Genomic DNA, 14,223 nt, shown 5'->3' with positions numbered 1-14,223 from the left:
ACCTCCTGAATTTTGGCTGCTAGACTTTGGCCGCGGCGAGGACAAGGGAAAAACCCGCAAACATCCGCTCAAAGCTCACAACTTCGCGTTCGAGGTGACGAATGCCTGCAGTGGTTAGCCGATAGATCCGTGTTGGCCGCCCCTTGGCGGAGATGCCAGCTTCCGTGTCGAGCAAACCCTGCTTCAACATTCGCTGTAGCGCAGGGTAGAGCGAGCCTTCTTCGACCTGTAGAAGGTCCTCGGAGACCAGCTTGATGTGTTTCACCAGCGCGTAGCCATGCATTGGCCTCAGCCGCAGCGATTGGAGAATCATGATCTCCAGGGCACCAGGGAAGAGGTCGCGATGTTCGGGATTCTTTGCCATTTCGGGAAGATTAGCCTTCTAATAGCTATTTTGGCAATAGGTATTTTACAGGCAAATATCCAGATTTCTCTACTGATAAAAATAGCGGCGTGATTCCCGTCAAAAACTGCGAGATTTTCTATGAAAGGCGCGAAGTCCGGCCATCGAAATCCGAACGTGGACTGTCCCACTCAAAGTAGTTGGATCGACATATGCGCGGTATCAATTGGATTGCTGCGCGCCACTACGAAAGCGAGGTCCTTATGGTCGATCTCGAAGGTGCCCTGTTCGACCAGCGTCGAGCTCTTGCCCGACCCCAATCGACGCGGCAGCCGAAGAGGATGTCGAGCATCGCGATGCGCTCTGCAACGCGGACTGGATGATTGTAACGATGCAGGTGTGAGCGTGACTCCATAACGGAGGCGGATTCTTTTGGTGATTCCGTATAGCCCCTCGATGATTGCGGCCTCGAATCCTCGTAAACGGTCGAATTACTGTGCTTACAGCAAGTCGATTACCTGCTCGTCTCCGTCGTCGTAGATCACGCGGGAGGTTTCGGACAACGCAAGAATCTGGCGATCCACGTCGGCAGAATTCAGCAACTCCATTTGGGGCCAGGTGTCCCCACGCTTTGGCGGCGGCCCGTTCAGCACTTCGTCTGTCTCCGCTGTAAGTTTGCGGCTATACGCGATGTATCGTACTGATTTGCTCAACAGGTAGCTGCGCAGCGCGGCCGGCGCACCCCGCGTGGGCATGCCTGGAGGAAGACTGCTCATACCGGGAAAGTCGGCGACGTAGATGTTGTTCCGCCGGAAGTCCATCGCGAAGGTCGGTAGAAGGCTGGCATAAACCGCCTGCCCCGGTGGGATTGTGCTCTGTAGCTTCAACTGTCGATCCCGCTCCCGTCGCAGAACGTCGCCGGTCAACCCGTAGAAAGACCCATCCCATGCAAGCGCGGTCTCTCGCTGCTTGAACATGTACTTGAAGAACATGAAATTTTTGTCGTCCCTCCCGAATGCCATCGGTCCCAGGATCAACATTGCCGCGCAGGCGCTGAGGGTCAGGCGCCGTGCCATGATCGACCTGCCCATGCCGGGAATGCGCGCAATAGAAGCCAGCAGGATCAGCGCGAACGGCAACAGGAAGGGCCTGGTATAGCGCGATAACGCTGATCCAGCGGTCGCGATGCTAATGGGGAGCACGACAAATCCGCCGGCGAAGATCAACATCGAAACTTTGTCTGCATAAGGCAAACCGCGCGTAGTGATCCAGTGCGACGCCGCAACCACAGCAAAGGTAATCAGGAAGGTAAGGCCAGCGACGGCCGGATAAATCCCCGGGCTAATACGATGCGGCACTGGACCATAGGCAGCGATCTCAAAGCCCTTTCCCAGCAGCGGGAAAAGCAGTGTTCCCTCCTTCCGCTTCAGATCCAACATCCACGGAATTAGAACAGCCAGAAATGAAAAGGCACTGAGCAGCGCTTCGCGCGCAACCCGCACCCAAGACCGCTCGCGCAGTCGCATGAGATGGAGGCAGAACAGAAGCAGAAGCGCCATGGGAAGGTACGTCGATTTGAGCAACGTAACGGCGGCCGCAAGCAATCCCAGCAGCACTGACCGTGAAGCCGCAGCCGTCTTGTCTGCCGTCTCTAGCAGAAATAGAGCTGTAAAGATCGCCGCCGGAAGCGTCGTCATGGTCAGGTTTAAATGCGAAAGCGGCATGATCAGGACCAGCCATGCAAGGCCGAGAGATACTGTCACTGTATTTCCCAGTTTGCGACCCGCCTCATACATGCAGCCGGCAAAAAGAGCCAGTCCGGCGCCCGCATCGATAAACCAGATCGAACGCAGATCGCCGGCCACCAGCATGAACGCCTGGAGAAAAAAGTTTGCGCCCAGACCGGATTGCACACGGCGCTCGCTGAATGGATCGTAGGGTAGTGAGCCAAGTTGGATAAGCTTTCCCGGTGAAGTAAGGTACGAGGAAAGATCGTCAAACCTGCTGAACCGTGAATAAGTCAGGGTTCCCACCGCTGAAGCAATCAACGCTCCGATGCAAACCACCGCCAGGCCGCGCACATACCACGGCTGTTGCCTGAAGCTTACCCAGAATTCTGACATTCGAACTCTGTACGAGGGCAAGGTAGCCAAAAACAGAATGTCTCCCAGGACGACCATCGCGATCAAAGAGGGCCGATTCACCAGGCCGGCGAGGTTGAGAAATCCCCCAACAAAGATGAAAGTTGATAGGCCGACGAGCCCGCTTATCGGCCACGCGATCTCGGCGAAATCAAGCAGCCGCATAATCTGCCAGCCAGTTCCAATCCACGCCACAGAGAGACAAAGGGCCCAGAGACAGAGGATAAGGTAGTACATCAGCCGTCCTAGCAGATTAGCCGCAAGATTTTTGGAGATTGGAGGAATTTCTATGGGGACCCGGGAAGCCTTGGGAGAAGCGTATCATCTCCTCCGAATGCTCAAACGTCGTTTCCCAAACTGAAGAGTTGGCTGTAGGCCACACTCTTTATCTTGTGCAATGACTATCCAAGGGCATATAGCCCGTCTCAATCTCGTTGCCGATAGGCCATTGCTGACGCAGAGAGAGCAACGGCAGACGAATCTGCATAGGTGCTCTTGAGATCTGGAGTTTTCGGAGAATTCCGGAAAGGGATGGTGGGCAGTGAGGGACTCGAACCCCCGACATCCTGCTTGTAAGGCAGGCGCTCTAACCAGCTGAGCTAACCGCCCGTTACCGGGACAACTTCAAGTGTATGGGAGCGCGGGGAGAGACGCAATCTTTGCCCGGCCTGTGCAACAGCCAACGGGGACAGGATAGAGTCTAGCTCTTCCAGGCTTCGCCCTCCGGGAACGCGAACTTCTTCAGTGATTCCGGACGAATCTCGATGCTGTATCCGGGTGTCTCCGGCAGGAAGTAACGGCCGCGCCGGATGTCGACGGGCGTGAGAAAGTGCTCGTGCAGGTGATCCACGTATTCGATGACGCGATCTTCGAGCGAGCACGAGACTCGAAGGTAGTCGAACGCCGAGAGGTGTTGCACATACTCGCACAGACCTACGCCACCGGCGTGGGGGCATACGGGGATTCCGAACTTGGCGGCCATCAGGATGATGGCGAGGTTCTCATTCACGCCGGCGACGCGGCAACTGTCGATCTGGCAGACGTCAATCGCCTCTGCCTGCAGCAACTGCTTGAACATGACCTTGTTATGGCAGTGTTCGCCGGTTGCGATGCGGGTGGGAGCGACCTCTCGGCGAATGCGGGCGTGGCCGAGGATGTCGTCAGGACTGGTGGGCTCTTCCATCCACCAGGGATTGAGTTCTGTGAGCTGGTTGGTTCGATCGATGGCTTCGAGCACGCCCCACTTCTGGTTGGCGTCGACCATGATGCGGTTGTGGGGGCCGATGGTCTGACGGACGATGCGGCCGCGGCGGAGATCATCTGCGGGAACCCCGCCAACCTTGAGCTTGAAGTGCGTCCATCCGTCGGCCAGACCTTCTTCGCAAAGACGCTTGATCTTCTCGTCGCTGAAGCCGAACCATCCGGCAGAGGTGGTGTATGCGGGATAGCCATTAGCGAGCAGCGATTCGATGCGCTGGGCCTTTCCTTCTTCGCTCGCTGTGAGGATGGCGAGGGCCTCGTCGCGCGAGAGCACGTCGTCGATGTAACGGAAGTCGATCGCGGAGAGAAGTTTCTCCGCGGGCATTCCGGCGAGCAAACGCCAGAGTGGCTTGCCTTCGGACTTTGCGTACAGATCCCAGACGGCGTTGATGAGCGCGCCGGTGGAGAGATGAATGACCCCCTTCTCCGGGCCGAGCCAGCGGAACTGGCTATCGTCGGTGAGCGTGCGGTTGAAGGCAACGAAGTCGTCGGTGATCGATGAGAGCGTGCGGCCAACGATGAAGCGGCCGAGATAGTTCAGCGCGGCGACGCAGAGGTCCGTGCCGCGACCCAACGTGAAGGTAAGGCCGTGGCCTTCAAGAGCGGAGTCCGTCTCCAGGATGCAGTAGGCGGCGGAGTAGTCGGGGTCGACATTGACGGCGTCTGAGCCGATGTGATCGCGCGAGGTGGGAAAGCGTAGATCGACCACACGGAGGGCAGTTATTTTGATCTGCTTCAATCGAACAAACTCCTTGGACTGGGACGCGGGAACAAGCTTTACGGCGTTGGCCAATCGTTGTCAAGCGGTCTACAGTGAAATGGAAGCTGCGAGATTATGGTCTCATGTTGAAGGGCCACGTTTACAGCTCTTGGAGTTCAAAAAAGCCATGACTAATTCGATTAATCACTTCCGCCTTGAAGGTCGCCGCGCGGTGGTTACAGGAGCCGCGAGCGGTATCGGAAAGGCGATTGCCGCAACGCTTGCGGAGGCCGGAGCTCGGGTCGTCGTGCTGGACCTGAACGCGGAGAAGGCGGCGGAGGCCGCGCGTGAGATGGGCGCAGATGCTGTAGGCATCGGATGCGACGTCTCCGATGAGAAGAGCGTTGCGACTGTGTTTGCGACGATCGCAGAGTCCGGGGCATGCGAGATCCTCGTGAATAGCGCGGGGATCGCGCATGTGGGGACGGTTGAGTCGACCTCGGTCGAGGACTTCGACCGACTCTTCAAGGTGAATGTGCGCGGGACGTATCTCTGCATGCAGGCAGCGGTGGTGCAAATGAAGCGGAAACAAAAGGGCGTGATAGTGAACCTCGCATCGATAGCGGCGACCTCGGGCTTGCCGGACCGCTTCGCCTACTCGATGACCAAGGGCGCCGTCTTGTCGATGACGCTTTCCGTGGCGCGCGACTATCTCGAGTCGAAGATTCGCTGCAACTGCATCTCTCCCGCCCGGGTGCACACGCCGTTTGTCGATGGCTTCATCGCTAAGAACTATCCGGGGCAAGAGGCGGAGATGTTCGAGACGCTTTCGCGCAGCCAGCCCATCGGGCGGATGGGAACACCCCAGGACGTGGCGCTGTTGGCTTTGTATCTCTGCTCCGATGCGGCCTCGTTCGTAACGGGCGTGGATTATCCGCTGGATGGTGGATTCTTCAATCTGCGCTGAGGCCGCGCTGCTTTACGACGACCCCAGCGAACCTAGTGGTTAGAGGGTAAGCGACGGGGGAGCTACGCTGTGGTCCGCACCGAAGCTTTGGTTGGGCTCGGCTCCCATCTCGAAGGTCAGGTGGGCTCCGTTTGCAATCTCGGTGTGATTGAACCAGGCACGTGACTGCTGCTGGCCGTTGATGGCGAAGCTCTGGATGTAGGCGTGGTCTGGGTTCGAACGGCGGACATCGATGTGCAGATTCTTGCCGCTGCCAAGATCCACGGTTGCGCTCTCGAAGAGCGGCGAGCCGAGGATGTAGTTGCCGCTGACGGGATCGACCGAATAGAAGCCGAGCGCGCTGAGGATGTACCAAGCTGACATCTGTCCGACGTCCTCATTGCCCTGGATGCCATCGGGCTTCGCAAGGTACATGGTCTCCATCAGGCTTCGCGCGCGGGCCTGTGTCTTCCACGGCTGGCCCGCGTAGACGTAGAGATACGCGATGTGGTGCGAGGGCTCATTGCCATGCGCGTATTGGCCGACGAGACCGGCGATGTCAGGCGGCGCATTCTTGGGCAGTGTGGGAGCGGTAGTGAAGAGTTCATCGAGCTTCGCGACGAACGGCGTGCGGCCGCCGAAGAGGTCGATAAGGCCCGCCGCATCGTGCTGCACGCCGAAGGTCGTCTGCCACGCGTTCGATTCGGTGTAGTCGCGCCACTTGTCGGAGTGGCCGAGATCGATGGGATCGAACGGCGCAGTAAAGCTGCCGTCGGCGAGCTTGGGACGCATGAACTTTGTCGATGGATCGAAGTAGTTGCGATAGTTCTTTGAGCGGTTGACGAGCATGGTGGCGTCGTCGGCGTGGCCCAGCTTCTTCGAGACGTGGGCGATCGCCCAGTCGTTGTAGCAATACTCGAAGGTTTTCGAGACCGATTCTTCTTCGAGGTCGGCGGGGATGTAGTTCATCTTGCGGTAGTAGTTCAGACCGCGATAGTCGTCGACCATGGCGCGCTTCATCATGCACTTGTAGGCCGTTTCCGTGTCTATCCCCTTAAAGCCTTTGTTGACCGCCTCGGCGATGATCGACGCGGAGTGGTAGCCGGTCATGGTGCCGGTCTCGGTGCCCTGCAGCGGCCAGACGGGCATGCCTGCCGGGCTTTCGACCGCCATGCGGATGAGCGAGTTGGCGAAGTCGGGCACGCGAGCCGGTTCAAGCAGCGTGTAAGCGGGGTGCGCGGCGCGGTAGGTGTCCCAGCAGGAGAAGGTCGTGTATTGCTGATGGCCTGCGGGGAGTTGATGGATCTTGTTGTCCATGCCCCGGTAGCGGCCGTCTACGTCGTCGAAGAGCACCGGACCGAGCGACATATGGTAGAAGGCGGTGTAGAAGATTTTTTTATGGGTCTCATTCGCGGAAGTGATCGCGATCTTCGAGAGCTGCTTTCTCCAACGAGCTTTGGCATCTGCGGCGATGCCGTCGAAGTCCCACGCGGGAACATCATGCTTCAGGTTCAGAGCGGCGTTCTCCGCGTTGACGCCTGAGATGCCGGTCTTGATGAGGATCGTCTCGTTGGCACGTGTATCGAAGTGCATCACGCACTTCAGATTCGTGCCGGTGAGGGGAGCCGTTGTTCCGATATCCTTGTCGTCCTGGTAGAAGGCGATGCTCTTGGGCTTCTTCGAGAGCTGCAGGGCGAAGTAGGCATTGCGCCCGTTGCCCCATGCCTTGGTGATGTGGCCGCCGGCGAGTTTGTCCGGAGCAGGCGACGATAGCTCCGCCGAGAGTACGTTCTTGCCCCCCCCATAACAGTGCTGTAGGTCGAAAATGATCCAGGCTTCCTTGCTCTCTGGGAAGGTGTAACGATGGACGCCGGCGCGGTCGGTCGCGGTCAGTTCCGCCTTGACGCCGGAGTCCTTTAGCAACACGGAGTAGTAGCCAGGCAACATCACCTCATCATCGTGGCTAAAGCGCGAGCGGTATCCGAGTTCGGGATTTGCAACTGTTCCCGGAACAATCTTCACCGGCCCGACGCCGGGCATGACGAGGAAGTCGAGCAAATCGCCACAACCGGTGCCGGAGAGATGCGTGTGGCTGAAGCCCATGATGGACGTGTTCGAGATGTGGTATCCGGAACACCAGTCCCAGTCGTCGTCGTAAGTGTCGGGGCTTAGCTGAACCGCGCCGAAAGGAACGGCTGCGCCAGGGAAGCAGTGGCCATGGCCGCCCGTCCCGATACGTATGTCGAGCCACTGCAGCGGGTCTTCATGCGACGACTTTGCGGGACCAGTTTCGGCCAACGCGAGGGCGGTGGAAGGAAGATAGGCAGCAGCGACGGTGCCCGCGCTACGATGCAGAAAACGACGGCGAGTGATCATGGGATATAGACTCCGGGGATGCGGTAACTTAATGCGACATAATCATTATCAGGCAAAATGACAACGTTATCTTAATAGGCAGATGTGGTCGGTCACATGTCTCGCGCGGCGATGATTAACAGAAGTGAAGTACGAAGGTGAAGGGGTAGTCGAGATGGATCATTTATGGACGCGCCGGTTCGCTATAAAGTCTGGAGCCGCGGTCGTCGCTAACGCGGGTCTTCGGGGAGCAGCGGCATTTGCTCAGACCCCGGACCTCACCTCCTTTGATCCGGCGGGTGGACGGCCGAAGGTAGCCGACCGCCGCTTCCAGAGCGCGGTCGTGGAAGAGACGATTACCGAAACAAGCCGAAAGATCGGTGACCCCGCGCTGGCCCTACTCTTTGCGAACTGCTTCCCGAACACGCTCGACACAACGGTTCGACCTGGGACCTTCGAAGGCAGGCCGGACACGGCAGTCATCACGGGCGACATAGCCGCGATGTGGCTGCGGGACTCCTCCGCGCAGGTATGGCCATATCTGCCTCTGGCAAAGAAGGACCCCGCGCTCCGGGCGCTGCTTGAGGGCGTCATTCGGCGGCAGACGCGCTGCCTCTTGATCGACACGTATGCGAACGCCTTTATGGCAGACCTTAACGCACCGCCTCTGAGTTGGAGCACAAAAGACCTGACTACGATGAAGCAGGGCGTTGGCGAGCGCAAGTACGAGCTCGACTCGATCTGCTATCCCATACGTCTAGCGCATGGCTACTGGAAACAGACCGGGGACATAAAGCCGTTCGATGCCGCGTGGAAACAAGCGATGGAGCGGGTAGTGCAGACGATGCAGGAACAGCAGCGCAAACAAGCCGATGGCCCGTATAAATTCCAGCGGACGTCCCCAATCTCGACGGAGACTCTGCCTGCTGAAGGCTATGGCAACCCGGTGAAGCCGGTGGGATTGATCGCTTCTGGCTTCAGGCCCTCGGACGATGCATGCATCTTTCCCTTCCTGGTGCCTTCGAATCTCTTCGCGGTGACGTCGTTGCGGCAGATGGCTGAGCTAGCTAATTCTGTGCTGCATGATGCCGCGCTTGCGAACCGCGCCGAAGCACTTGCTTCTGAGGTGGAAGCCGCCTTGAAGCAGTACGCGGTGGTACCGACAACCCAGGGAACTATCTGGGCTTATGAGGTCGATGGCTTCGGTAGCCAGTTGCTTATGGACGACGCCAACGTACCGAGTCTGCTGGGGCTTCCGTACCTTGCGAGTTCGCCAGATAAGGCGCTCTACGCGCGAACGCGAGCCTTCGTGTGGAGCGAGCGGAATCCGTGGTTCTTCAAGGGCAGTGCTGGCGAGGGCATCGGCGGCCCCCATGAGGGCAGGCCGATGATCTGGCCGATGTCGCAGATAGTCTATGCGCTGACTTCAAATAATGATGCGGAGACCCACCGTTCGCTCGCGATGTTGCTGGCATCTGCGGCGGGTACGAACTTCATTCATGAAAGCTACAACAAGGACGACATCAAGAAGTTCACGCGGCCCTGGTTTGCCTGGGCCAATACGCTCTTTGGTGAGTTGGTGTTGAAGGTGGCCGCTGAAAGGCCGCAGTTGCTGCGCTAGGAGGTTAGAAGTCCATGGACTTCGTGCCAGCGATCGTGAAGGCGACACCGGTGTTAACCGCAAGGTCTGGCTGCGCTCCGCCGATGAAAAGGCGGTAGAGGCCTGGACGAATGCTGCGATGTCCTTGCGCGTCGACGAAGCTGAGGTGGGCAGGATCGACGGTGAAGGTGATCTCGCGCGACTTCCCGACACCGAGATCGACGCGCTGTATCCCAGCCAGAGCGAGATGCGGTGCTCCTGGAAACTGGGGAGGAGCCAGATAGAGCTCCACCACTTCCGTGCCTGCAACCTTACCGGTGTTACTTATCCTCACCGTCACATCGAGAGGCTTACCTGCCGCGAGTGTGCTCCCGCCGAGGTGCGGCACACCATAGGTGAACAGCGTGTAGCTAAGGCCGTATCCAAAGGGATAAAGCACAGGGCCACTGAAGTATCGGTATGTCCGGCGGGACATGCTGTAGTCGTCGAAGGCGGGCAGGTCTGCCACGCCTCGATAGAACGTGACCGGAAGCCGGCCCGAGGGATTCGCGCGCCCGGTGAGGATGTTGGCAATCGCGTGTCCCGCCTCCTCGCCCGGATACCAGGCCTCGAGCAGAGCGGAGGCTCCGATCTTGCCGGGATCGAGCGATACCGCGGAGCCCGAAGTAAGCACCACAACCAGCGGCTTACGCAGTTCGGCGAGCCGCTTGAGAAGAGTCATCTGCGCCGCTGGCAGATCGAGGCTGGTGCGATCGCCACCGGCGAAGCCATCGAGGTGAACCTGCAGAGCTTCGCCCTCGAGATCGGGCGAGAGGCCGACAAAGGCGATGATGGAATCGGCATCGCGGGCTGCGGCCACGGCTTCGTTGAGGAGTGCATCGGCGGGCGGCTCCCACTCGAGCGCGATGCCTTCGTCTTCGCCGATGTGCTCGAGTTCCAGCTTGATCTCATGTGGTGCGGTATCGGCAAAGTGCAGCTTCACTCGGTCGGTGTCGAACTTCTCGCTGTTGTTTTTGATCTGTAGCTTGCCGTCGAGGAAGAGGCGGAAGTGGTCATGTGCGGTGCAGTCCCAGCAGCGTTCCATGTTGACGCGAATCGTGTAGTCGCCCGCGGCTGGAGGGAAGAAGTATCCGTGCCAGCGCGCGGAGTAGTGCGGCGTCACGATCTTTGGATCAGGGCCGACGCGGTCCAGGTCCAGATCGACGTTGTCGACGATGCTGGTGACGAGCGGTTCACCTGAGATTGACGTTGTGGGAAAGTACTCTGCGACGAGACCCGCGAGAGAGTGTTGCTCGACACCGATGTGAAACGCGGTGTCCGGGATAGGCGCGGTAACGCCAGGTGCGAGCAGGCTGCCCTGCGCATATTGAACCGTCTTGAAACTTTCACGCAGCCCTTCGAGAGGTGTCATGCCCTGCGAGGCGGTCCCGTGATAGTTTGCCTCCAGCACCTTCAGCATGTTGGCTGTCGGTCCCACTACTGCAATGCGTTGCTCAGAGGATTTGATGGGCAGCGTGCCATCGTTGTGCAACAGCACAACCGACTCCTCTGCGGCGCGAAGAGCAAGCGCGCGACTTTTCGTCGTGTCGAGATCGGACTTGCTGATGCTGTCGTAAGGCGAGCAGCCGAGGGGGTCCATCATCCCGAGCCGGAAGCGCGCAAGCAGCAGCCGATGCAGCGAGCGATTGATGGTTTCTTCTGTCACGAGTTTCTGCGCGTATGCCTGCTTGAGTGCGAGGTACGAGCTGCCGCAGTCGAGGTCGACACCGGCGTTCAGAGCAGCCGCCGTGCCGTGCGCGGCGTCCGCCGTGTAGTGCTGATACTCGGTAATGTTTCCGACGGCGTCGCAGTCCGAAACGACGTAGCCGTTGAAGTGCCAGAGATCGCGGACACGTGCCTGCAACAGGCTGGAGTTCGCGCAGGAAGGGGTCCCACTGATCGCGTTGTAGGAGCACATCAAGGCAGCCGCCTTACCTTGCGTGGTCACTTCATGAAAGGCAGGAAGGTAGGTATCGGCGAGGTCGTGAGGCGAGACCTTTGCGTTGAAGCTGTCACGGCCTTGTTCTGGTCCGCTGTGTGCGACGAAGTGCTTCGGCGTAGCATTCGCCTTCAGGTAAAAGGCGTCGTTGCCCTGCACGCCTTGCACGAAGTTTGTCCCTAGCGTCGCGGTCAGGAAGGGATCTTCACCGTAGGTCTCCTGGCCTCGGCCCCAGCGCGGATCGCGGAAGATGTTGATGTTGGGCGACCATAGTGTGAGGCCGCCGTAGCGCGGCGAATCGTAGCGGGCGTGTTGGCTGAACTTCGCGCGGGCCTCCGTGGCGACTGTGTCGCCGACGCTGTGCAATAGCTCCGCGTCCCATGTCGCGGCAAGTCCGATCGCCTGCGGAAAGACCGTTGCATAGCCATCGCGCGCCAGGCCATGCAGCCCCTCGTTCCACCAGTTGTAAGCGTGTATGCCGAGACGGGGAATCGCGGGAGCGCGGTCCTGGAGTTGCTCGATCCGCTCATCGATGGTCATCTGCCGGATGATGGTGTCGATGTGGCCGTCGATGGCCTTCGGCGCCAGGTTCTTCGAGCAGGAGTTTTGAGCTCCGGCAGACTGGATCATGACGGAGGCTGTGAGGAGGACTGCAGGAAGAAGGCAGCGACGCATTTGGCTCCTAAATCGAAAAGTTCAGAAGATCTCTGGTCGACACCATTGTGCAGTATCCGCTCGACTTCAGGTTTGAGATCAGTACCCACGCCGGGCGCGCCACAACGCCCCGGCGATGGGATCTACGACGCCATCGAGCGTTGCTATGCCTGGGTACTCGCGATCCACCGCTGCTACCAGGGCGCTACGCACGGGCAGAACGTTCTCCATGATCGAACCGGTAAACGCAAGTGGAGGCACCAGCGATGCGTGGCTCGGAGACTTTCTCATCCGGGCAATCAAGAGGCAGGCAAGATAGGCGAGGTCGGCACCTTCTTTTTCCAGTACTGCCTGCGCTACAGCATCGCCTTCTTGGGCGACCCTCAGAACGCCCTTAGCCAACTGAGAAAAGTCCGGTGCCGGGATGGTGTTGGCGAAGGCCACGATCTCTTCCACCGAGCCGAGATGCCAGAGCTGAAGTACCGCAGCCAGCAGCCGCGTGGGACGCTCTTCATCGATGGAGAGAAAAAGCGCGCGCAATGCTTCCAGTCCGATCCTGTGACCCGAGCCTTGGTCCGCAAGGGCAGGACCCCATCCGCCAGCGGTGGTAACCACGCCATTACCGTCGCGGGCAGCGACATTCGAGCCCGTTCCCGCGAGCACAACAACGCCCGGCTGTCCGGGAAACGCCGCATCGAGCGCAATCTCCACGTCACCAAGCAGAATCAAGCCGCCAGAGACGTGCTTGCCGAAGCTATCGCGCAGCCAGTCCACGACCAGGGGAACTGTCTCGCCAGCGGTGCCGATGCAGGTTCGCGTGATGGACTGCATGGAGATGCCAGAGACGGCAGCAAGCTCCGCAAGTGCTTGCTCAAGATTCTGCGCGGTCGTCTCGGCGTTGGCGCGCATGCGCTTGATGGTGCCGCCGCGCACGCGCGCCAGCACGCTCGTGTCATCCGCAACCAGATAATCGGTCTTGGTTCCGCCGGCATCAACGGCAAGAAACAGGCTCATTACAGAATTCCCTTCGAGATCGCTACTCCGCCAATACGGCCTTGGTCAGGTTGCGCGGATTGTCTACGTCGATCCCGTTGTTGATCGCCATGAAGTACGAGAATAGCTGCATGGGGATGACCTCGCATAGGGGCAGCAGAGCCTCGGAGGCCTCTTCCACGAAGATCGTGTTGTTCGCAAGTTGCGCAACTTCGCTATCACCAGTGTTGGCGATTGCGAGGATGCGCGCACCCTGTTCACGCATGTCGCGCATCAACTGAACGACCTTCTCGTAACGAAGCTCGGAGTCCGGGTCGGAGTGGTCCACGGTGGCCACCATCACCAGTGGCGTCTGCTCACTGACGAGAGCGTTAGGGCCGTGCTTCAACTCGCCACTGGGGTAGCCTTCGGCGTGCAGGTAGGCGGACTCTTTGAGCTTTAGCGCGCCCTCTCGGGCGATTGGATTGTGGACGCTGCGGCCGAGGAAAAGGAAGCTTTGCGCTGTGCCGTAGTGGGTAGCGATCTCGCGAACGGAGCACTCCCAAGCATCGAGTTGGGCGGCAATTTTTGCGGGAAGATCGCGGAGTTCGGAGAGCCGATCTTCAACCTGCTCCGGCAGCAGCTTGTCCTCGACCTCGCCCGCTAGAAGCGCGAGCAGATAGAGATTCAGCAACTGTGCCGTGAAGCTCTTCGTGGCGGGTACGGCACGCTCGCGACCGGCCTCTGTAGGAAAAGATACGGTCGCCTCACGCGCCATGGTGGATGTGGCGACGTTGGTGATCGCCAGGGTCTCGTGATCGTTGCCTTGAGCCTTGCGAAGCGACGCGAGTGTATCTGCAGTCTCGCCGGACTGCGAGATCACCATGACAGAGCCATGATGACGCACCTTCTCCGAGCTGTAGGAGTATTCGCTGGCGTATTCGACATCCACCGCGATTCCGCTCAACTCTTCGATCAACAACTCCGCCACAAGGCCTGCATGACGGCTGGAGCCGCTGGCGGCGATCACAATCGCACCGCCGCAGTTGCGCAGCCAGCCGCGAATGGGATCGCAAGCCTCGGCGCGGAAGCCGTTGCTGTCCACATAGCGGGCCAGGGTTGTCGCCAGAGTAGCGGGTTGTTCGTGAATCTCGCGAAGCATCCAGTGCGGATACGGTGTTGGGCTTACGGAACTCGTCATGGCGTGCTGCTGCCCCCAGTTATCGATAAAGTGACTATTTGAACTCTATTCGATCATAATAGGTTGCGTTTCG

9 protein-coding genes and 1 tRNA gene are annotated in these 14,223 nt (G+C 59.2%); 2 read left to right on the top strand and 8 right to left on the bottom strand.

Annotation, left to right across the window (positions count from 1 at the left end; all coding sequences use genetic code 11):
- Positions 1-19 precede the first annotated feature (19 nt).
- The 4 genes from HDF16_RS03230 to HDF16_RS03215 form a co-directional block, all read right to left on the bottom strand.
- Complete coding sequence (locus HDF16_RS03230) at positions 20-364, bottom strand: PadR family transcriptional regulator (RefSeq protein WP_184213695.1); 345 nt, start codon at positions 362-364, stop codon at positions 20-22.
- 479 nt (positions 365-843) lie between these two features.
- Positions 844-2,721 (bottom strand): hypothetical protein, encoded by a 1,878-nt coding sequence (locus tag HDF16_RS03225; RefSeq protein ID WP_184213694.1) that lies wholly within the window; start codon positions 2,719-2,721, stop codon positions 844-846.
- Positions 2,722-3,016: 295 nt separating this feature from the next.
- Positions 3,017-3,093, bottom strand: a tRNA-Val gene (locus HDF16_RS03220).
- 91 nt (positions 3,094-3,184) lie between these two features.
- On the bottom strand, positions 3,185-4,483 hold the full coding sequence (locus HDF16_RS03215) for an enolase C-terminal domain-like protein (protein ID WP_184213693.1): 1,299 nt from the start codon (positions 4,481-4,483) through the stop codon (positions 3,185-3,187).
- Positions 4,484-4,631: 148 nt separating this feature from the next.
- On the opposite strand from HDF16_RS03215, the gene HDF16_RS03210 reads away from it, so the two are divergent.
- Entirely contained in the window at positions 4,632-5,411 is a 780-nt protein-coding gene (locus HDF16_RS03210) for an SDR family NAD(P)-dependent oxidoreductase (RefSeq protein ID WP_184213692.1), read from the top strand.
- Between the two features lie 39 nt (positions 5,412-5,450).
- On the opposite strand, the gene HDF16_RS03205 is transcribed toward HDF16_RS03210, so the two are convergent.
- On the bottom strand, positions 5,451-7,766 hold the full coding sequence (locus tag HDF16_RS03205; RefSeq protein WP_184213691.1) for a GH92 family glycosyl hydrolase: 2,316 nt from the start codon (positions 7,764-7,766) through the stop codon (positions 5,451-5,453).
- Positions 7,767-7,920: 154 nt separating this feature from the next.
- On the opposite strand from HDF16_RS03205, the gene HDF16_RS03200 reads away from it, so the two are divergent.
- Complete coding sequence (locus HDF16_RS03200) at positions 7,921-9,366, top strand: glycoside hydrolase family 125 protein (protein WP_184213690.1); 1,446 nt, start codon at positions 7,921-7,923, stop codon at positions 9,364-9,366.
- 4 nt (positions 9,367-9,370) lie between these two features.
- Here the strand turns inward: HDF16_RS03200 and HDF16_RS03195 are convergent, their stop codons facing one another.
- The 3 genes from HDF16_RS03195 to HDF16_RS03185 form a co-directional block, all read right to left on the bottom strand.
- Positions 9,371-11,998 carry a glycoside hydrolase family 3 C-terminal domain-containing protein gene (locus HDF16_RS03195; protein ID WP_184213689.1) on the bottom strand — a complete coding sequence of 876 codons (2,628 nt, stop codon included), beginning with the start codon at positions 11,996-11,998 and terminating at the stop codon, positions 9,371-9,373.
- 78 nt (positions 11,999-12,076) lie between these two features.
- On the bottom strand, positions 12,077-12,991 hold the full coding sequence (locus HDF16_RS03190) for an N-acetylglucosamine kinase (protein WP_184213688.1): 915 nt from the start codon (positions 12,989-12,991) through the stop codon (positions 12,077-12,079).
- A 22-nt stretch (positions 12,992-13,013) separates the two neighbouring features.
- The gene (locus tag HDF16_RS03185) at positions 13,014-14,150 is read right to left on the bottom strand and encodes an SIS domain-containing protein (protein ID WP_184213687.1); all 1,137 of its coding nucleotides are present in this window, start codon (positions 14,148-14,150) and stop codon (positions 13,014-13,016) included.
- Positions 14,151-14,223 lie beyond the last annotated feature (73 nt).

The sequence above is a fragment of the Granulicella aggregans genome (assembly GCF_014203275.1).
In the GTDB taxonomy this organism is placed as follows: domain Bacteria; phylum Acidobacteriota; class Terriglobia; order Terriglobales; family Acidobacteriaceae; genus Edaphobacter.
This window is presented reverse-complemented; position numbering and strand designations above follow the sequence as displayed.

Excerpts from the sequence above, each read along its gene's own strand:
- HDF16_RS03230 (WP_184213695.1), bottom strand. The coding sequence starts at position 364 with ATGGCAAAGAATCCCGAACATCGCGACCTCTTCCCTGGTGCCCTGGAG.
- HDF16_RS03205 (WP_184213691.1), bottom strand. The coding sequence starts at position 7,766 with ATGATCACTCGCCGTCGTTTTCTGCATCGTAGCGCGGGCACCGTCGCT.
- HDF16_RS03210 (WP_184213692.1), top strand. The coding sequence starts at position 4,632 with ATGACTAATTCGATTAATCACTTCCGCCTTGAAGGTCGCCGCGCGGTG.
- HDF16_RS03195 (WP_184213689.1), bottom strand. The coding sequence starts at position 11,998 with ATGCGTCGCTGCCTTCTTCCTGCAGTCCTCCTCACAGCCTCCGTCATG.
- HDF16_RS03190 (WP_184213688.1), bottom strand. The coding sequence starts at position 12,991 with ATGAGCCTGTTTCTTGCCGTTGATGCCGGCGGAACCAAGACCGATTAT.
- HDF16_RS03200 (WP_184213690.1), top strand. The coding sequence starts at position 7,921 with ATGGATCATTTATGGACGCGCCGGTTCGCTATAAAGTCTGGAGCCGCG.
- HDF16_RS03185 (WP_184213687.1), bottom strand. The coding sequence starts at position 14,150 with ATGACGAGTTCCGTAAGCCCAACACCGTATCCGCACTGGATGCTTCGC.
- HDF16_RS03225 (WP_184213694.1), bottom strand. The coding sequence starts at position 2,721 with ATGTACTACCTTATCCTCTGTCTCTGGGCCCTTTGTCTCTCTGTGGCG.